Raw genomic sequence first — 17,601 nt, 5'->3', positions numbered from 1 at the left:
ACTCTGCGCAGTCAGGCCCGCCCGGCGAAACCCGTGCGGTAGGCCCAGACCACGGCCTGGGTGCGGTCCCGGACCTCGAGTTTGGCCAGGATGCTCTTGATGTGCGTCTTCACGGTCTCCGGAGTGACCCAGATCTGTTCGGCGATCTCGGCGTTGGAGAGTCCATCGGCCAGGGCCCGCAGGACGTCGGCCTCCCGGCCGGTCAGCCGGGTCGCCTCCGCAGGAGGTGCGGTCAGAGGTGCGCGGCGGGCGGCGTAGGCCTTCAGCAGCCGACGCGTGACCTCGGGGGAGACGAGGGCGTCACCCGCCGCGATCGTCCTTACGCCTTCCAGGAGTTGCTCCGGGGTGGCGCGTTTGAGCAGGAAGCCATCGGCCCCGGCGTCGATCGCCTCGTCCACCACCTCGTCCAGGTCGAACGTGGTGAGCACCAGCACCCGGGGGCGGCCGGGCCCCCACGACACGATCTCGCGGGTCGCCTCCACCCCGCTGAGCACCGGCATCCGGACATCGATGAGGACGACGTCCGGCTGCAGTTCGCGGGCCAGGGCGATCGCCTCGCGGCCGTCGGCCGCCTCACCCACCACCTCGGTGCCCGGATCACTGCGCAGCAGCATGCTCAGGCCGGTCCGCACCAGCCGGTCGTCGTCCACCAGCAGCACCCGGATCATGCGCCGAGACCGGCCACCGGCAGATGCACCTGGACCCGGAATCCACCCGGCACCGGCCCGGCCTCGAACCGGCCACCCTCCATCCGGGCCCGCTCGCGCATGTTGGTCAGCCCCCGGCCGGCCCTCCAGCCGGTCTCGGCGCCCGGCGTGCGGTCGGCCCGGTCGGCTCGGCCGGCTCCCTCGTCGGACCGGCGGTTGTGCACCTCGGCCGTCACGTCGGGGCCGACGTGACGCACCGACACCTGGATCGGGGCGCCCGAACCGTGGCGGACCGCATTGGTCAGGGCCTCCTGCACGATCCGGTACAGCGCCTGGGCCGATCCGGCGGACAACGGCAACTCCGGTTCCGGGCCGGTGGTCAGGTGCACCTCCTGACCGGTGGCCCGCACCTGCCCGACCAGGGCGGTCAGGTCGGGCAGACCGGGAGCCGCCGGTTCCTCGACGTTCTCGCCCGGGCCGGAGGGCTGCAGGACGCGCAGCATCCGGTCCAGCTCGACCAGGGCCCGGCGGCCCACCGTCTCCACGCTGGACAGGGCTTCCTGGGCGAACTCCGGATTCTCGCCGAACACCCGCCGCCCGACCCCGGCCTGCAGCACCATCACGTTCACCGAGTGCCCGAGGGCGTCGTGCAGTTCCCGGGCCAGGCGGTTGCGCTCGGTCAGCAGCACTCCCTCGGCGACCAGGGCCTCTTCGCGGCGGCGCCCCAGTTCCTGCTCGTGCAGGCTCACCGCGTGGGCGCGGCGGGCCCGGGCCGCCTCACCCCCGATCGCCGCGATCAGGCAGCACATGGCTATGCCGGACACAGTGGACATATCCACTCCGCCGCGGTCCAGGAGCAGGAAACCCGCGATCGACAACCCCGCGAGCGCCGAGGACGCGAGGCGCAACCATCGTCCATTGGTGGAAAAGCACAGGAAGACCGCGATCCAGGGGGGCCACTGGAGCAGCCCGATGGTGTAGCCGAGGGCCGCGTTCACCGTGATCACCGAGCCGGCGCCGGCCAGCGCCAAGGGGGCGCCCCAGGTTCTGCGGGTGGGGTACCGGGCCAGCAGCAGGGCCAACGGGCCGGCGGCGGCCAGCAGCAGAGCCACCACATCGGCCGGACGGTAGGGCGTCTGCTCCGGCACCACGGCCGTGGTGATCACGCACAGCAGAGTGAGCCCGACGGTCAGAACGATGAACACCGACCCATCCTGCCGATTCGTGGCGTTCTGCACACCCCTCTTGCGAGGGAGATCCACTTCCCCCGCCGGGGGCTCGTGGAGGGGCGGGCTCGAGATCCAGCATCGTGCTCATGACCGCGGACCTGATCACCGCCCCCCGCCGCCCTTCGCGCTCCGCCCGCGGCGCCCACTGGTGGATCGTGCTGACCTCGGCCGCCATCGCGGTCTTCGCACCATTGCCGTACATGACCACGTCGCTGGAGGGGCTCGGCCGCGACCCCGACGCGCTGGCCGCCAACTACGTCACCCAGCCCGCCTGGTTCCAGGTGGCGCTGTACGTGCACATCTTCGGCTCGGCGCTGGCCCTGGTGCTCTCGCCGATCCAGCTCTCGGCCCGGGTCCGGGCCCGGGTGCCGCGCCTGCACCGGGTCACCGGCCGCATCGTGCTGCTGGCGATCCTCCTGGGCGGCACCTCGGCGCTGGTGATCGCCCCCGCCAACGACGCCGGCCCGATCGGGGTGGCCGGGTTCGGGCTGCTGGGCCTGTCCTGGCTCGGCTGCGCGGGGCTGGCCCTGCGTAGCGTGCTGCGCCGCGACTTCGCCGCGCACCGGCGCTGGGCGATCCGCACGTTCGCGCTCACCTACGCCGCGGTCATGCTCCGGCTCTGGCTGCTGGTGCTGATCACGGCGCAGAGCGCGGCCGGGGTGGCCGACCAGATGGCCTTCGACCGCGCCTACCTGCTGGTGCCGTTCCTGTGCTGGGTGCCCAACCTGGTCGTGGCCGAGCGCTTCCTGCGCCTCAGGCGCCGCTGAGCGGGACCACACCGACCGGGTTCAGGCGGAAGACCCGGGCCTGCGGGTCGGTGCCGACCTCGAGCAGGTGCACCGCGTCGATGTGCATCCGGGCGTGGCTGGGCCGCACCCGGCGCAGCCGCCGGGCCAGGTCGTCGGTGGAGGCCTCGGCGTGGGCGTAGCCGAGGGTGAGATGGGTGACGCCGGGGTGGAACGTGTCCGCCTCGGCCCCGCGCAGCTCCCGCACGGCCGAGCGGATCAGGCCGATCAGCTGCTGCAGCGGCTCGTCCTCCAGGTCGCACAGGGCCCCGGTGGCGTAGGCCAGGGGGCTGCCGGCGGTGATGCTGAACGGCTCGACGGTGCTCAGCCGCGAGCGCACGGCCTGCAGCAGGGCGGCCCGCTGCGCCTGGTCGATCTGGCCCGCGGGGGCGTCGCCGACCTGGGCCAGCGTCACCCGCAGGGTCTCGTCGGGCACCGGGGCGATCGGGAACCCGTCCATCGCCTCCCGACAGCCCCGGAACAGCTCGGCCAGGGCGGTGTCGCGGGCCAGATCCGGTACGGCGCAGAAGAAGAGCCAGGTCTCGCCGGTGGACCAGGGGCCCTGGGCGGGCCGGAACTCGAACGGTTTCACCCGGTCAGGCTAGACCGGCTCTTCCGGGGTGAAGATCAGGGGCAGGTCGGCCGGGATCCGGGGCACCACCTCGTCCTCCGGGACCGGCTCGTCGGTGAAGACCAGCCGGGACATCAGGCCCTCGGGCACCGGGAACGTCACCGCGCCGCCTCCCAGGCCTCGAACTCGGCCAGCTCCGGCGCGCTCATCTCGCGGGCGCCCAGGCACTGCCAGGCCCAGGCCGAGCGCTTGCGGGTGGCGATCACCAGCGGGCGGTCGTCGGCCGTGCGGGCCCAGATGGTCAGGACGCGCAGACCCAGCTCGCCGTCGGTGGCCAGCCGGGGCCAGCGGCGCTCGGCGGCCAGGGCCTGGTGCACCTCCCGCGGTTCGATGCCGCTCAGCTGGCGCAGGGAGTCGTGTAACCACTCAAAAGCCACGGGCCGAACCTAGCAGCGGCCGGTCCGACCGCCACCTGGAAACCTCCTGCTAAGAGCGGATTTCGGTAAAACGGGGTTCGGGTCGGGGTGGCCCGGGACGGGTGCGGGCGGCCCGGTGTCGTCAGCACCCCCGCAAAGCCGGGAGAATGGCCGGGTGAGCGCCGATACCCAGACCCCCGGACAGACCAGCGACGTAAGTCCCGCCCAGATCCTGGCCGAGGCGGCCCGGCGCCGCACCATCGCCGTCATCAGTCACCCCGACGCCGGTAAGTCCACGCTGACCGAGGCGCTGGCCCTGCACGCCAAGGCCCTGCGCGAGGCCGGGGCCGTGCACGGTCGCGGCGGCCGGGCCGGGGTGGTCACCGACTGGCAGGACATGGAGAAGCAGCGCGGCATCTCGATCAGCTCGGCGGTGGTGCAGCTGGACCACCGCGGGCAGGTGATCAACGTGGTCGACACCCCCGGGCACGCCGACTTCTCCGAGGACACCTACCGCGCCCTCACCGCCGTCGACGCGGTGATCATGCTGGTCGACGCGGCCCGCGGCATGGAGGTGCAGACCCGCAAGCTGTTCGGGGTGTGCAAGCAGCGCGGCCTGCCGGTGATCACGGTGGTGAACAAGTGGGACCGCCCGGGCCGCGAGGCCCTGGAGCTGCTCGACGAGATCGAGTCGGTGACCGGCCTGAAGGCCACCCCGATGACCTGGCCGGTCGGCATCGCCGGGGACTTCCGCGGGCTGCTCGAGCGGGGCACCGGCGCCTACGTGAAGTACACCCGGGCCCCGGGCGGGGCCACGCTGGCCCTGGAGGAACGGATGAGCGCCGACGAGGCGGCCGCCCGGGAGGGCTCGGCCTGGCAGCAGGCCCTGGAGGAGCACGACCTGCTCACCGAGACCGGCGCCGACCACGACGAGGAGTCGTTCCTCGCCTTCCACACCACGCCGGTCTACTTCACCGCCGCGGTGGCCAACACCGGCGTCGGCCAGGTGCTCGACTCGCTGGTCGACGTGGCGCCCTTCCCGCACGACCAGCTCGACGTGGCCGGCGGCACCCAGACCGTGCAGGGCCGCTTCAGCGCCCAGGTGTTCAAGACCCAGACCGGCATGAACCCGGCCCACCGCGACCGCCTGGCCTTCGCCCGGATCCACTCGGGCGTGTTCCACCGTGGCATGACGGTGCGGGACAACCGCAGCGGCCGGCCGATGGTGCTCAAGCACGTGCAGACCGTCTTCGGCGCCGACCGCTCCACCGTGGACGTGGCCTACCCCGGCGACGTGATCGGCCTGGTCAACGCCCGGCACATCAACGTGGGCGACACCCTCTCCGAGAGCGGCCGCATCGCCTACCCGCCGCTGCCGGTCTTCGCCCCCGAGCACTTCCGCACCGTGCGCCCGAAGGATCTGGGCTCGGGCAAGCAGTTCCGGCAGGGCCTGCGCGAGCTCGACGCCGAGGGGGTGGTGCGGGTGCTGACCTCGGACTCGCGCGGCCACGGGGAGCCGGTGCTCAGCGCGGTCGGCAGCCTGCAGTTCGACGTGGTGCAGTACCGGATGAGCAACGAGTTCCGCTCGCCGGTCACCTTCAACGAACTGCCCTACACGGTGGCCCGGATCGTGGCCGCGGCCGACGCCCCGCTGCTGCGGGCCAAGCGCGACGTCGAGGTGCTGGAAGACGCCGACGGCACGATGTTCGCGCTGTTCACCGACGAGTGGCGGGTGCGTGGCATCGAGCGCGACAACCCCGGTCTGGAGCTGCAGAAGCTGGTCGCCACCAGCGTCTGATCCGGGTCTGGAGCTACCCGACCCCGTTGTGGATGAAGTAGGCCTTCTTCACCTTCTGCCGCTTCGGGGCCGGGAAGCTCTCGTCGTAGCTGCCCACCTCACCCACACGCACGGTCCAGACCGGCTTGGAGCGGTTCACCCCGTGCCCGCCGGAGGAGAGCACGGCCAGGTCCTTGCCGGTGCGCTTCTTCGAGCAGACCTTGTTGGCGCACAGGTACACGCCCTGCAGGCCGTCCTTGCGGGCCGGATAGGTGCCGCCGGTCTTGAGGTTCCAGCGGCTGCCGTCGGCCAGTTCCAGGGCCAGCGGACGCGGTGTTCTGGGGGCGCGGGTGCTGGTGGGGAGGTTCTTGACCGCCATGCTGCGCAGGGTCTTGGACCCGGGCGCGTTCAGGCACAGCAGCTGTCCGGCGTACTCGGGCGAGGACCAGCAGGCGTAGGCACCGAGAACGGTGGGCGGGCACTCGTAGGTGCCGTCGTTCAGGGCGAAGCTGGGGCTCATGGACTCGCTGCAGTCGATGCCGTCGTCGGGGTCAGCGTCCTCGTCACGGGGCTCCACGTCGGCCTTCCAGGCCTTCTTGAGGGCGCCGGAGGAGGTGAGGGGCGAGATCCGGACGATCTGGGTCGCCTTCTTGCCGGCCATGGGGATGACCTCGTTCGGGGCGTGCTGCTGATGCGCCGAGGCGGCCGAGGCGCTGAGCGCTCCCAGCGAAGTCAGGGCGATCAGGCTGAGGGCGGCGGCGAGAGCGATGGCTCGCTTGAGGTTGGGCACCCTCGCAGATCGAACCGGGCGGCGCCGGGATGGTGTGGACCAGCCCGACGTCACCCGGTCGGAGCAGCTGTGCTCACCCAGGGTGTGGCTAGCGGACCTGCTCGGCCCCGAACTGCAGGCGCGGTGAGGCGTAGAACTCCTGCGCCTGCACCAGCTGCAGCTCGCGCTGCCCGGACTTGTAGGTCAGGTCGATCAGGTCGAACACGCTGGAGGCGGTGCGCTCCAGGGCCACCGACGCCTTGCCGGTCTGCCCCAGGTGAGCGGTGAACAGGGCCGCGGTGACGTCACCGGAGCCGTTGGCCTTGAACGGCAGGTGCGGGGTACGCACGATCCACGCGCCGCTGTCGTCGACCACCAGCATCTCGATGGTCCCCTCGGGGCGGTCGGGCCGCTCCACGCTGGTCACCAGCACGGTCGAGGGGCCCATCGCCCGGGCCAGGTCGGCCGAGGCCAGCGTCGACTCCAGGGTCGAGGGCTCGGTGCCGGTCAGGAACCCCAGCTCGAACTGGTTCGGGGTGATGATGTCGGCCACCGGGACCACCCGGTCGCGCAGCAGGTCGGGGATCTCGGGGGCGACGAAGCACCCCGAGCGGGCGTTGCCCATCACCGGGTCGCAGGCGTACACCGCCGCGGGGTTCGCGGCCTTGACCCGGCGCACCGCGTCGATGATCACGTCGGCGATGCCGGCCCCGCCCTGGTAGCCCGAGAGCACGGCGTCGATCTGCGGGAACACCCCGCGCTCCTCGACCCCCAGCAGGACCTCGGCCACGTCGGAGGGCGGGATGAGCGGACCGCGCCACGCCCCGTACCCGGTGTGGTTGGAGAAGTTCACCGTGTGCACGGGGACGACCTCGACCCCGATGCGCTGCAGTGGGAAGACGGCCGCGGAGTTACCGACGTGCCCGTGGGCGACCGCCGACTGGATGGACAAGACCTTCATCCTGCCCACCCTAGTGACTGTCCCGGCTGAGTAGGTTGGTACCCGTGGCCGAGGACCGGGAACAGGAAGTTCTGGAGCGCATCCGCCGCGGGCTGATCTACTCCGAGGGCGAGGCGTCCTTCCAGAACCACCGCCGCCGTCCCGAAGCGGTCTTCGAGTACAACCACACCCCGCCGGGCGAGGCCGGCCGCCGCCGGGAACTGCTGCAGGAGATCTTCGGCTCGGTCGGTGAGCGCACCGTGCTGCTGCCGCCGTTCCACGCCGGCTTCGGCAGCAACGTCCACCTCGGCGACGACTTCTTCGGCAACGTCAACCTCACGTTCGTCGACGACGTGGAGATCCGTATCGGCCACGGCGTGATGATCGCCCCCAGCGTCACCCTGACCACCACCGGGCACCCGGTGCACCCGCAGCGCCGGGTCGACTTCGCCCGCTTCTCCGAGCCGATCGTGATCGAGGACAAGGTCTGGATCGGCAGCAACGCCGTGGTCCTGCCCGGGGTGCGGATCGGCTACGGCTCGGTGATCGGGGCCGGAAGCGTGGTCAGCCGGGACGTTCCGCCGATGGTGGTGGCGGTCGGCACCCCGGCCCGGGTACTGCGCCCGATCACCGACGGCGACCTGGTCACCCGGCAGGCCGAAGCGCAGTCGTGGGGCTGACCACCGGGAAGAACCGGACGGCGTCGAAGTTTAGCTTCAGCGAGGCCAGTTCGTAGTAGTGCTCCGCGTCGCGTGCCGGGTCGTAGAGGCCGGAGATCAGGCGCATCCGGGTGGGTGTGCCGGAAGCCTCGGTGACCAGGTACTCGGTGCCCGAGGTCAGCAGGTCGTGCTCGAGTGAACCGGGTTGTGGCGCGGGCACTCTCGCTCCGGCCACCACCCCCGAACCGAACGTCACATGAACGGCGCGGTAATCGTCCTCGATCCGGCTTCTCAACCGGGCGCCGAGCGGGTAGCCGGCCGCGACGTGGGCGCTGCCCTCCCAGAAGACGGTCCGCCGCCCGCTCTCCTGGTGCCAGGTCAGCAACCGGTCCGCGGTCTCGGTGTCGTCCTTCACCGCGTCGTAGCCGGCTCCGACGGCCCGGGCATGATGGTCGACGATCGCGGCGGCCAGTTCCTCGGCCTCCGGTCCCGCGCCCTGCACGAGTTCCTCTGCCTCGCGGGCCAGTTCGACGAACGGCGTACCGGGGTGCACCCCCATGGCGCGCTGCACATGCTCGCCGTTGGCGTGGGCCACCCGGATCACGTCGAACAGTGCGCGGACCCGCTCGGGGTTGCCCGACAGCTCGAGCACCCGGTCGTAGTCCGCGACCAGTACGCGTGAGCCGCCCACCCCGACCACGCGCACGGGATCGTCCTGGGCCTGGTTGAGCGTCCTGAGCCGGATGAGGGCGTCCCGGAACTCGACGGTCTGCCAAGGCCCCCACGCCTGGGGCAGCACGTGTTCCAGGGAGTCGATGCCCCCGGTGACGAACTGGTCGTACAGAGCGCCGACGCGCTGGTTGTCCCGGATCGCGATCGCCCGGAAGCCGCGCTGCAGCAGCAATCCGGTGACTTCTTCGACGAAGGCGAACGTCTCGGCGCCGGACCGGGTGGAGGTGCCGAGTCCGACGACGGCCGCGTCACCCACCTGCTCGGCCAGCTGCTGTGCGTATCCGGTCATGCGCCCCAGCCTGGATGCTCAACCCCGGTTGAGGTCAACCGGTCTAGGGTGACCGCATGCCCCGTACCGATGAGGCCGCCCGTACCGTGGCCGCCACCCCGGAACAGGTCTTCGAGGCGTTCGTCTCCAAGGACGCGCTGCTTCAGTGGCTGCCGCCCGAGGGGGCCACCGGCCGGTTCGAGCACTTCGACCTGCGGCCCGGCGGCTCCTACCGGCTGCGGCTGACCTTCGAGGGCGCCGCGGGCAAGACCACCGCCGACTCGGACGTGGTGCTGGTGCGCATCGTCGAGCTGGTGGCGGGGGAGCGGCTGGTGCAGGCCGTCGACTTCGACTCCGAAGACCCGGAGTTCGCCGGCACCATGCTGATGACCTGGCAGGTCTCGCCCGCACCGGAGGGCGGGGCGCTGGTCCGGATCCGGGCCGACGACGTGCCCGACGGCATCTCGGCGGCCGATCACGCCGCCGGGCTCGCGTCGTCGCTGGACAACCTGGCCGCCTACCTCGCCGGCTGAACCGGCTGGACGGGCTGAACGGGCCGGGGCCGGGACCGCCAGGCCCAGACCGCGACCAGGGTGAGCGGGATGCAGCCGATCAGGTTGACCTGCGAGGAGCTGAGCTGCCCGGTCTCGGTCATCAGCAGCCCGGGGAACGACCAGAGCACGAAGTTGTTCCCGGCGTGGGCCAGGCTCGGTACCCAGATGCTGCCGCTGCGGTCGTAGAGAGCGGTGAAGACGGCCTGCAACGGGAAGAAGATCGCGGTCCAGCAGAGCAGGCCGACCAGCACGTTGTCGAACTCGGCGTAGTCGGTCCAGGCCAGCGGGTAGTGCCAGGCCGCCCAGACGAACGAGGTGGCCAGCAGCGACATCAGCTGGTTGCCGGGCAGCAGACGGGGCCGCAGGTAGCCGGTCCAGCCGAACTCCTCGCCCCAGAACAGTGGCATGCAGACCACGCTGAGCAGCATCAGGGCCCCGACGGTGACCGGGAGCGGCATTCCGCCCAGACCCTCCTGGAGCTTGGAGTCGTCCCACTCGTACCAGCCGAAAAGCACTGCGGTGCCGACGATCCCGCCGCTGAGCAGCAGGGGCCCGACCAGTGCCAGCAGGTACTGCTTCCAGGCCCGGCGCAGGCGCAGCGGCAGACCGGCGTCGGCGAAGCCTTCCTTGGTGACCCATTTCCGCACGATCACCGCGGCGACGGCCGGCACGATCGCCGGGCCCAGCTGGACCAGGGGGTTCTGCAGCGACCAGCCGAACACGACTCTCTCGACGAAGCCGATCCCCCAGGTGGCGGCGAAGGTGATGAGCAGGAAGGCACGCACGCCCTGGCGCCGCAGCTCTTCATCGGTGCTGAGTGCAGGAATCATGCGGACCAGCCTGTTTCACGGCTTCGGCCCGGAGAATCCGGATCTCCACCGGTTGTGAAGGGGGTCTGCCCCCTTCACAACCGCCGGTTCAGCTCCACCCGAGCTCGTGCAGCCGCGCGTCGTCGATCCCGAAGTGGTGGGCCACCTCGTGGCGCACGGTGATCCGGACCTCCTCGGCCACGTCCTGCTCGGTCTGGCAGATCCGCAGCGTGGGATTGCGGAAGATCAGGATCCGGTCGGGCAGACTGCCGGCCGCCCACCAGTCACCCCGCTCGGTCAGCGGCGTGCCCTCGTACAGGCCCAGCAGGTCCGGCTCGTCGGCCGGGGCCTCGTCCTCCACCAGCACCACCACGTTACGCATCTGACGGGTCAGCGCCGCCGGGATCTCGTCGAGGGCCAGCGACACCAGCCGCTCGAACGCTTCACGGGTCATGTCCACCACGGGCTGATCCTCCCTCATCGACGGGTCAGGGCCGGCGGTGCTGCTCCCACGTCTCCTCGGTCACCTGACCGGCGAAGAGCTGCTGCTCCGGTTCCTCCCGGGCCCAGCGCTCCTGCTCCTCGTGCCCCTGATCGTCCGGGTCCGGGTCCGGCCCGGCCTCCTGGGCCACCCAGTCCCGCGGCATGGCGTCGGCCTGCAGGAAGATCACCCAGCAGGCCACGAACCCGGTGACCTGTGCGGCGGCCATGCCCCAGGCCGCGCCCTCGGCGCTGCCCAGCCAGCCGCCGACCGAGCCGAGCCCGAGCATCAGCGGGGCCTGCACGAAGGTCACCCGCAGCATCTGGTCGGCCCGCCGCAGGGCCTTCAGGCCCAGGCTGGCGCCCAGCACGAAGCCGACGGTGACCGTGATGATGCCCATCGGCAGCATCACCGAGCGGGCGCCGTCCCAGCTCTCCCCGAGGATCTCCACCCCGATCGAGGACGGGACGAACAGCAGGATCAGCAGCCAGGCCCCGGTCATCCCGCCGATCACGAAGCTCATCAGCAGCGCCGGGCGGACCAGCGAACGGCCCGACATGGCGATCCGGGTGAGCGTGGGCAGGGCCGCCGAGGAGACCCCCGAGAACAGCAGGTTCAGCGGGCTGAACAGGGTCTGGGCGGCCCGGATGGCGCCGATCGCGCGGTTGCCCACGATCACCGCCACCACGTAGGAGACCAGCGTGGTCGCACCCTGGTTGAAGGAGAAGTCGGCGGCCATCTTCAGGTTCAGGTCGCGGGTCTCGCGGAACCAGGCCATCGTCTCGCCCGGGTTCGGCAGGACCCGGGTCTGCCCGACGCCCATCACGGCGCCGACCAGCGCGCCCACGCCCCAGGCGAGGGTGATCAGGAAGAGCGAGCGCTGGTCCTGGCTGATCAGGAGGCCGAGCAGGGCGAACTGGATCACGGTGCGCACGGCGTCGTTGGCGGTGGCGGTGCGGGGCCGGCCGGAGGCGAAGAACAGGCTGCGCCAGGTCTCCTGCAGCATCAGGCCGGGCATGGCGATGCCCAGGCCGAGGATCGCCAGCACCGCCTGCCGGTCACTGCCGATCCCGTGCATCACCGCGGCCGCGGCCACACAGACCAGCCCGGTGAGGACACCGAACGTGATCGCCGAGCCGGCCGCCTGCCGGGAGGCCTGCCGGCGCACCTGCGGGTCGGCGTCGGTGAAGCGGACCACGTACGGGTCGCCGATGCCGGCCCGGCCCAGGCCGATCAGGAAGGTGAAGGTGACCAGCATCAGCCCGAACGAGCCGTAGTCGTCGTCGCTGAGCGAGCGGGCCATCACGATCGACAGCGCGAAGTTGGACAGGCTGGCCAGGGCCTGGTCGCCGAAGGTCCAGACGATCCGGCTCTTGCCCGACTCCCGGCCCGACTCCTCGGTCACAGCCGTCGGTCACCGGTGGCGGGACCTGACATGGGCGTACTCCTTCGCATCGCGGTCGGCGGGCCGGGTGGCTCCGCCGGACGATCGACCAGCACGTCGGCAGGCGGTTCGATCGGGCTCCGGGCTCCGTACGGTGCTCCGGCGCGTCAAACTACCCGGCCATCTCATAAGACCTGCTTAACTGCTCAGCGCGTTCTCAGCCGCCGGACAAGGGCAAAGAGCCTTTACGGACGGGATGCCCGGGTTCCGGACGATGCCTCCGGTCGGGTGGGGGCCGGTTCGCGGGAACCGGGGCCGCGGTCGGCGTGGGCTACGATTCCGGCGTGATCCCCCCGACGGCCCTGCGCGTGGTGCGCCCCGCTGTCGTCTTCGGTGACCACTCGTTCCGTCAGGACTTCTACCAGTAGGCGAGCCGACCCGTCCTCAGTTGTCGCTGTTCGCTCCCTGCCGGAAGGTTCTCTTCGTGCTGTCTGCACCCACCCTGATCGATCTGCACCGTCATCTCGAGGGCGCGCTGCGGGTCCCGACCATTCTCGAACTGGCCGCCCGCGACGGCCACCCGCTGGCCGGTGCCGCCGACCCGGAGGACCTGCTGGTGGCCTCGGGCCCGCTCGGCGGTCTGGTGCCGTTCCTGACCAAGGTGGATGCCGCCCCCTCGGCCTTCTCCCGCCTGGAAGACTGGGAACGCGCCGCGCACGAGGTGGTTTCGGATGCGGCGGCCGACGGCCTCAGCTACCTGGAACTGCGCTTCAGTCCGTGGTTCGTCCGGCAGGAGAGCGGCCTGGCGCCCGAAGGGGTGATCGATGCAATTGTGGACGGGGTGTCGGCGGCCTCGCGCGAAAGCGGGCTTCCGGTCGGGTTGATCGGGATCCTGCTGCGGGATCTCGGCCCCGAGCAGGGGGTGGCGCAGGTCGAGACCCTGCTCTCGCGCCGCGACGTGTTCTGCGCGGTCGACCTGGCCGGCAACGAGGCCGGAGTGCCGGCCGCGGAGTTCGCCCCGGCCTTCGCCCGGGCCCGCGACGCCGGCCTGCACGTCACCGTCCACGCCGGCGAAGCGGCCGGGCCGCAGAGTGTCTGGGACGCGGTGACGTACCTGGGGGCCGAGCGGATCGGGCACGGGGTGCGGTCGGTGGAGGATCCGCAGCTGCTGGAACACCTTGCTGCCCGCGGGATCACGCTGGAGGTGGCGCTGACCAGCAACCTGCACACGTCGGTCGTGCCGGGCTACCGCGAGCACCCTGTGCACGCCCTGCTCGCCGCCGGGGTTCCCGTGGCGCTGGCCACGGACGACCCGCGGGCATCGGCGATCACCCTCTCGGGTGAGTACGAGGCCGCCCGGCACCAGGTCGGGCTGAGCGAGGACCAGATCGAGCTCATCCGCCGGGCGGCGTACGAGGCACGGTTCCTGAGCCCGGGCGAAAGCCTCGTACAGTAACGGCGTGGACGTTCCCGACCCGGCCCCGGCGCGCTACCCGTCCACCATCGCCGCACCGCTGGAACACGAGCTGGTGATCAAGAAGTCCCGCTTCATCGCCCAGGTGGCCCCGGCGCGGACCACGGAAGAGGCCGAGGCCGTGATCGCGGCGGTGCGCAGGCAGTACTGGGACGCCCGGCACCACTGCGTCGCCCTGGTCATCGGTACGCACGCCGACCAGCAGCGGTCCTCCGACGGCGGCGAACCGTCCGGCACTGCGGGCGTGCCCATGCTCGAGGTGCTGCGCCGCCGTGAGCTCACCGATCTGGTGGCCGTGGTGGCGCGCTACTTCGGCGGGGTGAAACTGGGCGCCGGCGGCCTGGTCCGGGCGTATTCGTCGGCCGTTTCCGAGGCGCTCGACGCGGCGCGGACCGTGCGGCGCACCCCGGCGGTGCGGATCGCGGTCGAGGTCCCGCACACGGACGCCGGTCGCCTCCAGTCGGTCCTGCGCGAGTGGGCCGACCACCACGAGGCCCAGATCGAGGACGTGTCCTACGCCTCGAGCGCCACGCTCACCCTGCTCGTGCCGCCCGCCCACCTGGTCGCGCTCGACGCGTCGCTCGCCGCCGCGAGCGCGGGCCGGCTGGTCGCGGTGCGGGGTGAGACCGTGGTGATGGAAAGCTAGTCGAGCTCGGCGGCGAGAGGTCCGAGCAGGCCGAGTTTCCCGGCGGACTCACTGCCCTGGTCGGCGTAGTAGACCACCAGGGTCAGGCCGTCGAGCGGCAGCTTGTCGCGGTGCAGCTGCAGACGGCCCAGGCCGGGGTGCTGCACGGCGACCGTGCCGCCCATGAGCCGGCTCACGTCGTGGCGGGCCCACAGCGTCCGGAAACGGTTGCTGGCCAAGGAGAGTTCGCCGACCAGCTCGATCACCCGCGGATCGTCGGTCCGGTCACCGAGCGAGCCGCGGAAGGCGGCGACGAAACCCTCCACGGCGCCCTCCCAGTCGTCGTGGAACTCCCGCTCCTGCGGGTCGAGCAGGAGTGAGCGCAGCCGGTTGTGCCCGGGCGCCAGGCGCGGTGAGAAGGCGAGGGCGAGCCGGTTGGCGGCCAGCACGTCGAAGTAGCGGCCCTCGACGAAGGCGGGAACCTGCAGCGCGGCGAGCAGATGGTGGGCCCGGGCGGGTACCTTCTCGGCGCGCGCCGCCCTTCTCGGGCGAGGCCGGGGTGTGCCCAGCCCCAGCAGGTACTCGGCCTCCACCTCGTCCAGTTGCAGCACCCGGGCCAGGGCCTGCAGCACCTGCAGCGACGGGTTCTTGTCCCGGCCTCTTTCCAGACGCAGGTAGTAGTCGGCGCTGATCCCGGCCAGCAGGGCCACCTCCTCGCGGCGTAGCCCGGGCACCCGTCGCCCGGAACCGCCCGGCAGGCCGAGCTGCTCGGGGGTGACCAGAGCCCGCCGGGCCCGCAGGTACTCGCCCAGCCGGTTCTCCTCGTCGGTGTCCACACCTCGACCCTAACCAGGGCCGGCCCAGGCTGAGGGGCCCTGTCACTCCCCGGATCGGCGGGGTCCTTCCGCGATGGTCCCGCGCGGCGAAAGCTTGGGCTGGTCAGCACATCCGAGCAGGCAGGAACAGACATGAACATCAGCGGACGTACCGCCCTTATCGTCGGCGGAACCTCGGGCATCGGCCTGGGCCTGGCCCAGCGACTCGTGCAGGCCGGCAGCACCGTGGTGGTCGGCGGCCGCGACACCGGCAAGGTCGAGGGCCTGCCCACGGTGCAGATCGACGTGACCGACCCGCAGTCGGTGCTGCGGGCCCGCGACGAGGTCCTGGCCGCGCACCCCGACCTCGACCTGGTGGTGACCATGGCGGGCGTCCTGATGATCGAGGACCTGCGTGACCCCGCCCACTTCGCCCAGAGCGAGACCAGCATCGCGGTCAATCTGCTGGGCACCATCCGCGTCGTCGACGCCTTCACCCCGCACCTGCTGGCCCGGGGCCGCGGCGACATCATGACCGTCAGCTCCGGCATCGCCTTCATGCCCTTCCCGCTGATGCCCGGCTACGGCGCGTCCAAGGCCGGCGTGCACGCCTACACCGTGGCCCTGCGCGCCCAACTGGCCGGAACCGGCGTCCAGGTGACCGAACTCGTCCCTCCGGCGGTGGCCACGGCCGGGCAGGAGAAGGTCAACCCGGCCGCCCTGCCGCTGGAGGGCTACCTGGACGAGGTCGTGGGCCTGCTCACCCAGGAGCCGCAGCCACAGGAGATCGTCGTCGAAAAGGCCCAGTACCTGCGCTGGGCCGAACGTGACGGCACCTACGCCGAACTGCTGGAACGCCGCTCCCAGGCGCTGGGCGGCCTCCCGGGACGCTGAGGACGTCACCGGGCCGGGCCCGGTCGGATCAGCCGCACGGAGAACTTTGTCGGGAACGCCTCACGTCCGGGTCCGCTCCCAGTCGGACAGCGCCAGCCGGTAGCGCTTCTCCGGCAGCAGACCGTTCTCCCGCAGTCGGTCCAGCGCCAGGTTCCCGTTCGCGTCCCGCACAGCCCGCAGGACCGCCCAGCCGGCATAGAGCGGACCGCGGGCCTCGCCCCGCACGTGGGCGTCGATCGCCATCTCGGTCAGCGTGAAGGCGTTCTCCGGGTTCACCTGGTAGGCCTGCTGCAGACAGGAGCGGGCCTCGTCGAGGGCCCCGAGGTCGCGGTGAGCCGTGTACAGGCCCATCAGCAGGGCATGTTCCAGGGCCGCGGAGTTCAGCGCCATTGCCGAGGAAGGATCGCGTCGCACCACCGTCAGGGCCCGGTCCAGATGGTCCCGGGCGCTCATCGACTGCCCGCGCGCGACCTCGAGGTGGCCCAGTCTCAGCCCGGCGTCGGGATTCAGCGGGCGCACCCGCGCCACCTCGCGCCAGAGAGCCTCGGCAGGCCCGGCGCCGGCCAGGATCTCCTGGCAGTCGCCCAGCCGCAGCAGAGCCACGGCCCACGCGTCGCCGCCCGGTGGGGTGGCGGCCAGGGCCTGCTGCAGATCGCCGGCGGCCCGGGCGAACTCACCGTCCTGGTACCAGGCCTCGGCCCGCAGCATCAGCGGTTCCACCACGCTCTGGACCGGCTGGCTGCCGTGGCCGAGCAGTTCGTCGACCATCTCACGGCAGGCCGCCCCGAAACCGCCTGTCGCGAGCAGGACGCGGGCCACGGCGACCCCGATCGCGAAGGTGCCGGGTACGGTCGCCATGGCCAGGTTCAGGTGCGCGAGCGCGGCACCGGGCCGGCCGTCGGCGGTCAGCCGGGCCGCCTCGGTGATCATGGCCTGGATCTCCTGGAAGCCGACCCGGACCTGCTCCGGGGTCAGGGGCGCCCGGCGCCCGGCCCGCCAGGCATCGATCGTGGCCTGCACCTCGGCCCCCGTGACGGCCTCGTCGGGTGCGGGGCCGCTGAGGTTCGCCGCCCAGCCCGGGACGAAGACCGGCAGCGGCGTGCCCACCCGGAACGTTTCCGGAGCACCGGGGAGAGCCGGGGGACCGGCCGGCTGGGCCGTGACCGACCGGTCAGACACGTAGATGAAGGCCTGGGCCTCGAAGCTCTTGCGACGGACGTAGGCCGGCCAGAACCAGTTTCGGTCCAGCGCGGTGACGCCTTGGCGCACGACGTCCTGGTAGAGCTGGCCGGACACGATGAGCGCCAGGTCCGCGGCGGGGTAGCGGTCCAGTGACTGTCGTAGTTCGTCACTGTCGACCAGTCGGCTCGCACTGATCACCGCGTCGCTGGACCACCCCAGGGCACCGGTACGGATCGTGCCTCGGGTCAGGCCGACCCGGACCCGCAGGCGCCCTCCCGGAGGTGAGCCCTGGTTGCGCCGGCGCAGGGACAGGATCAGCGACAGAACGAGGATGCCGATCGTCCTGCCCTCGACGATGTCCGGCGGGAACACCAGAAGGGCGCCGTCACCGCTGTACTCGGCGGGCAGTGGGCCTGCCGCCGGGACAGCGGTGACAGCAGCCCGGTGCAGCGCCTCGGCCAGGTCGCGGGCCAGTGCCTCGCGATCGGCGGCGCTGCCCCGGCGGCTCCAGCTGACGATGTCGACGCAGGCGCACAGGCTGCTGGCTCCCTCGACCAGCCGGCCACCGGACATGTTCGCTCCAGTCTGTC

20 protein-coding genes are annotated in these 17,601 nt (G+C 71.7%); 7 read left to right on the top strand and 13 right to left on the bottom strand.

What is annotated here, in order from left to right; genetic code table 11:
* Nucleotides 1–11: 11 nt before the first annotated feature.
* Nucleotides 12–668, bottom strand: a complete 657-nt coding sequence (locus LWF15_RS22140) for a response regulator (RefSeq protein WP_232812806.1) — start codon at nucleotides 666–668, stop codon at nucleotides 12–14.
* Complete coding sequence (locus LWF15_RS22135) at nucleotides 665–1,852, bottom strand: sensor histidine kinase (RefSeq protein ID WP_232812805.1); 1,188 nt, start codon at nucleotides 1,850–1,852, stop codon at nucleotides 665–667. The genes LWF15_RS22140 and LWF15_RS22135 overlap by 4 nt, the downstream gene beginning before the upstream one ends.
* Before the next feature lie 110 nt (nucleotides 1,853–1,962).
* Between LWF15_RS22135 and LWF15_RS22130 the strand changes: the two genes are divergently transcribed.
* Nucleotides 1,963–2,643 carry a DUF2306 domain-containing protein gene (locus tag LWF15_RS22130; RefSeq protein ID WP_232812804.1) on the top strand — a complete coding sequence of 227 codons (681 nt, stop codon included), beginning with the start codon at nucleotides 1,963–1,965 and terminating at the stop codon, nucleotides 2,641–2,643.
* On the opposite strand, the gene LWF15_RS22125 is transcribed toward LWF15_RS22130, so the two are convergent.
* Genes LWF15_RS22125 through LWF15_RS22120 form a run of 3 tightly spaced genes read right to left on the bottom strand, consistent with a single transcriptional unit; the run spans nucleotide 2,630 to nucleotide 3,669 of the window.
* Nucleotides 2,630–3,253 (bottom strand): 2'-5' RNA ligase family protein, encoded by a 624-nt coding sequence (locus LWF15_RS22125; RefSeq protein ID WP_232812803.1) that lies wholly within the window; start codon nucleotides 3,251–3,253, stop codon nucleotides 2,630–2,632. The genes LWF15_RS22130 and LWF15_RS22125 overlap by 14 nt on opposite strands.
* A 9-nt stretch (nucleotides 3,254–3,262) precedes the next feature.
* Entirely contained in the window at nucleotides 3,263–3,394 is a 132-nt protein-coding gene (locus LWF15_RS36730) for a hypothetical protein (RefSeq protein WP_269810613.1), read from the bottom strand.
* Entirely contained in the window at nucleotides 3,391–3,669 is a 279-nt protein-coding gene (locus tag LWF15_RS22120) for a hypothetical protein (RefSeq protein ID WP_232812802.1), read from the bottom strand. The genes LWF15_RS36730 and LWF15_RS22120 overlap by 4 nt, the downstream gene beginning before the upstream one ends.
* A 154-nt stretch (nucleotides 3,670–3,823) precedes the next feature.
* Here LWF15_RS22120 and LWF15_RS22115 point away from each other — a divergent pair, with 154 nt between their 5' ends.
* Nucleotides 3,824–5,446, top strand: coding sequence for a peptide chain release factor 3 (locus LWF15_RS22115; protein ID WP_232812801.1), 1,623 nt, complete (start codon nucleotides 3,824–3,826; stop codon nucleotides 5,444–5,446).
* Between the two features lie 13 nt (nucleotides 5,447–5,459).
* On the opposite strand, the gene LWF15_RS22110 is transcribed toward LWF15_RS22115, so the two are convergent.
* Both LWF15_RS22110 and pdxY read right to left on the bottom strand, forming a co-directional pair.
* A complete protein-coding gene (locus tag LWF15_RS22110; RefSeq protein WP_232812800.1) occupies nucleotides 5,460–6,215 on the bottom strand; it encodes a hypothetical protein in 756 nt (251 codons plus the stop codon).
* Nucleotides 6,216–6,303: 88 nt separating this feature from the next.
* Complete coding sequence (gene pdxY, locus LWF15_RS22105) at nucleotides 6,304–7,155, bottom strand: pyridoxal kinase PdxY (RefSeq protein WP_232812799.1); 852 nt, start codon at nucleotides 7,153–7,155, stop codon at nucleotides 6,304–6,306.
* Nucleotides 7,156–7,199: 44 nt separating this feature from the next.
* Between pdxY and LWF15_RS22100 the strand changes: the two genes are divergently transcribed.
* Nucleotides 7,200–7,814: a sugar O-acetyltransferase gene (locus LWF15_RS22100; RefSeq protein WP_232812798.1), complete on the top strand. Its 615-nt coding sequence runs from the start codon at nucleotides 7,200–7,202 to the stop codon at nucleotides 7,812–7,814.
* Here LWF15_RS22100 and LWF15_RS22095 read toward each other — a convergent pair.
* Nucleotides 7,780–8,814 carry an erythromycin esterase family protein gene (locus LWF15_RS22095; protein WP_232812797.1) on the bottom strand — a complete coding sequence of 345 codons (1,035 nt, stop codon included), beginning with the start codon at nucleotides 8,812–8,814 and terminating at the stop codon, nucleotides 7,780–7,782. The genes LWF15_RS22100 and LWF15_RS22095 overlap by 35 nt on opposite strands.
* A 56-nt stretch (nucleotides 8,815–8,870) precedes the next feature.
* Here LWF15_RS22095 and LWF15_RS22090 point away from each other — a divergent pair, with 56 nt between their 5' ends.
* Nucleotides 8,871–9,326 (top strand): SRPBCC domain-containing protein, encoded by a 456-nt coding sequence (locus LWF15_RS22090; protein WP_232812796.1) that lies wholly within the window; start codon nucleotides 8,871–8,873, stop codon nucleotides 9,324–9,326.
* On the opposite strand, the gene LWF15_RS22085 is transcribed toward LWF15_RS22090, so the two are convergent.
* The 3 genes from LWF15_RS22085 to LWF15_RS22075 form a co-directional block, all read right to left on the bottom strand.
* Nucleotides 9,311–10,177, bottom strand: a complete 867-nt coding sequence (locus tag LWF15_RS22085; RefSeq protein ID WP_232812795.1) for a CPBP family intramembrane glutamic endopeptidase — start codon at nucleotides 10,175–10,177, stop codon at nucleotides 9,311–9,313. The genes LWF15_RS22090 and LWF15_RS22085 overlap by 16 nt on opposite strands.
* Before the next feature lie 88 nt (nucleotides 10,178–10,265).
* Nucleotides 10,266–10,610 (bottom strand): metallopeptidase family protein, encoded by a 345-nt coding sequence (locus LWF15_RS22080; RefSeq protein WP_232812854.1) that lies wholly within the window; start codon nucleotides 10,608–10,610, stop codon nucleotides 10,266–10,268.
* Nucleotides 10,611–10,644: 34 nt separating this feature from the next.
* Nucleotides 10,645–12,042, bottom strand: a complete 1,398-nt coding sequence (locus LWF15_RS22075) for an oligosaccharide flippase family protein (RefSeq protein ID WP_232812794.1) — start codon at nucleotides 12,040–12,042, stop codon at nucleotides 10,645–10,647.
* Nucleotides 12,043–12,505: 463 nt separating this feature from the next.
* On the opposite strand from LWF15_RS22075, the gene add reads away from it, so the two are divergent.
* Complete coding sequence (gene add, locus LWF15_RS22070) at nucleotides 12,506–13,477, top strand: adenosine deaminase (protein WP_232812793.1); 972 nt, start codon at nucleotides 12,506–12,508, stop codon at nucleotides 13,475–13,477.
* Nucleotides 13,478–13,481: 4 nt separating this feature from the next.
* Nucleotides 13,482–14,141: an IMPACT family protein gene (locus LWF15_RS22065; protein ID WP_232812792.1), complete on the top strand. Its 660-nt coding sequence runs from the start codon at nucleotides 13,482–13,484 to the stop codon at nucleotides 14,139–14,141.
* Here the strand turns inward: LWF15_RS22065 and LWF15_RS22060 are convergent.
* Nucleotides 14,138–14,956: a helix-turn-helix domain-containing protein gene (locus tag LWF15_RS22060; RefSeq protein WP_232812791.1), complete on the bottom strand. Its 819-nt coding sequence runs from the start codon at nucleotides 14,954–14,956 to the stop codon at nucleotides 14,138–14,140. The genes LWF15_RS22065 and LWF15_RS22060 overlap by 4 nt on opposite strands.
* A 132-nt stretch (nucleotides 14,957–15,088) precedes the next feature.
* Here LWF15_RS22060 and LWF15_RS22055 point away from each other — a divergent pair, with 132 nt between their 5' ends.
* Nucleotides 15,089–15,829, top strand: coding sequence for an SDR family oxidoreductase (locus tag LWF15_RS22055; protein WP_232812790.1), 741 nt, complete (start codon nucleotides 15,089–15,091; stop codon nucleotides 15,827–15,829).
* A 60-nt stretch (nucleotides 15,830–15,889) separates the two neighbouring features.
* Here LWF15_RS22055 and LWF15_RS22050 read toward each other — a convergent pair whose 3' ends face one another.
* Nucleotides 15,890–17,584, bottom strand: a complete 1,695-nt coding sequence (locus LWF15_RS22050) for a tetratricopeptide repeat protein (protein ID WP_232812789.1) — start codon at nucleotides 17,582–17,584, stop codon at nucleotides 15,890–15,892.
* Nucleotides 17,585–17,601: the final 17 nt, after the last annotated feature.

The organism is Kineosporia rhizophila (genome assembly GCF_021277265.1).
In the GTDB taxonomy this organism is placed as follows: Bacteria; Actinomycetota; Actinomycetes; order Actinomycetales; family Kineosporiaceae; genus Kineosporia; species Kineosporia rhizophila.
The sequence above is the reverse complement of the archived record's forward strand: the minus strand, read 5'-3'. Positions and strand labels throughout refer to the sequence as shown.

What these genes read in the sequence shown, in the direction of transcription:
- LWF15_RS22050 (WP_232812789.1), bottom strand. Translation starts at nt 17,584, where the DNA reads ATGTCCGGTGGCCGGCTGGTCGAGGGAGCCAGCAGCCTGTGCGCCTGC.
- LWF15_RS22095 (WP_232812797.1), bottom strand. Translation starts at nt 8,814, where the DNA reads ATGACCGGATACGCACAGCAGCTGGCCGAGCAGGTGGGTGACGCGGCC.
- LWF15_RS22085 (WP_232812795.1), bottom strand. Translation starts at nt 10,177, where the DNA reads ATGATTCCTGCACTCAGCACCGATGAAGAGCTGCGGCGCCAGGGCGTG.
- LWF15_RS22090 (WP_232812796.1), top strand. Translation starts at nt 8,871, where the DNA reads ATGCCCCGTACCGATGAGGCCGCCCGTACCGTGGCCGCCACCCCGGAA.
- LWF15_RS22140 (WP_232812806.1), bottom strand. Translation starts at nt 668, where the DNA reads ATGATCCGGGTGCTGCTGGTGGACGACGACCGGCTGGTGCGGACCGGC.
- pdxY (WP_232812799.1), bottom strand. Translation starts at nt 7,155, where the DNA reads ATGAAGGTCTTGTCCATCCAGTCGGCGGTCGCCCACGGGCACGTCGGT.
- LWF15_RS22055 (WP_232812790.1), top strand. Translation starts at nt 15,089, where the DNA reads ATGAACATCAGCGGACGTACCGCCCTTATCGTCGGCGGAACCTCGGGC.
- LWF15_RS22130 (WP_232812804.1), top strand. Translation starts at nt 1,963, where the DNA reads ATGACCGCGGACCTGATCACCGCCCCCCGCCGCCCTTCGCGCTCCGCC.
- LWF15_RS22080 (WP_232812854.1), bottom strand. Translation starts at nt 10,610, where the DNA reads ATGACCCGTGAAGCGTTCGAGCGGCTGGTGTCGCTGGCCCTCGACGAG.